A 1,113-nucleotide genomic window follows, 5' to 3' on the forward strand; every position below is an offset into this window, starting at 1 on the left:
ACACAAATGGAGTGGGGCAAAAGCGATAAGAAGACAAAAAAGATGTTCAGTTGATGAGTTGTTCACCGAGCACATCGAATGTGTCAGGTTATGTTGATTCTGCTATATATTCAGGCGGTGTAATGATGTCATACTCGCCGGTAGCAAATAAAATTGGCTTGTTAAAACTTTCGGCTTTCTCGTATTTCTTTTGGTTCAAGAGGCGTATTTGGAGATGTTCATATTGCTCTCCCTGATGTCGCGTTGATTCTTGTAGCGTCTTTTTCAGAAGTTTATATGTCGTATCTTTTCCTAATATATTAATACCGGGTTCGAGACAGAGGATACTTGAAATTATCTTCTCTGTAGATTCTTCGTATTCCCCTTCGCTGAGTAATCGTAAGGCTGTATTAAGCCTATTTTGAATGTGAGGTGGTTGAGTTAATGCGGTACCAATTAATACGGATTTGTTAATTCTATCGGGCCATTGATATGAGAATGCCAGAGCAGTAGCGCCACCGTAAGAAATACCAATGAGATTTATTGCTTGCAAGGAAAGAACATCTAAAATATGTCGTGCGCATTGAGCAAGAAATTCAAAACATTCCTTTTTGGGAAGACTTTCGGGAATATCATCCGCAGAGCCTGTTCCCGGTAAATCAACAAATATGAGCGGGCCGTCATCTTTGAGAAGATATTCAAGGTGTGGCAAGGAATACATATCTTGAAAACCGCCCGCGATAATAAGCTTTGGTATTGCTGTTGTTGCACTGATATTACCAATGACACGAAAAGCATATTTTACGCCATGCCATTTAATTTCTCTTCTGTCTTGGGGAGGAGGGCGATGTGTTGAATCAATAAAAGCAGCGAGGGATTCAACATTTCTGAATCTAAGAACGTCACTCCAATCTATTTTCTTTCCTAAATTTTGCTCAATAAGAATTTGTATTTCGACCAGAGATATGGAATCTGCACCGAGACTGAAAAAATCATCTTTGATATTCATTGACTCTACATGTAGTATATAACTTTTCATAATTATGAGAATTTCATATTTCCTATTCCTTTCCAACTATTTGCTGAAGCGGCATTCAAGAAAATCTTAACTCTTTTGATGAGCTGCCACATATA

At 38.3% G+C, this 1,113-nt stretch carries 1 protein-coding gene; it reads right to left on the reverse strand.

Annotated features, from left to right (window positions below; genetic code table 11):
* Positions 1–88: 88 nt before the first annotated feature.
* Entirely contained in the window at positions 89–988 is a 900-nt protein-coding gene (locus AAC854_RS22630; RefSeq protein ID WP_340619055.1) for an alpha/beta fold hydrolase, read from the reverse strand.
* Between the last annotated feature and the right edge of the window lie 125 nt (positions 989–1,113).

The sequence above is a fragment of the Xenorhabdus entomophaga genome (assembly GCF_037996725.1).
Classification (GTDB): domain Bacteria; phylum Pseudomonadota; class Gammaproteobacteria; order Enterobacterales; family Enterobacteriaceae; genus Xenorhabdus; species Xenorhabdus khoisanae.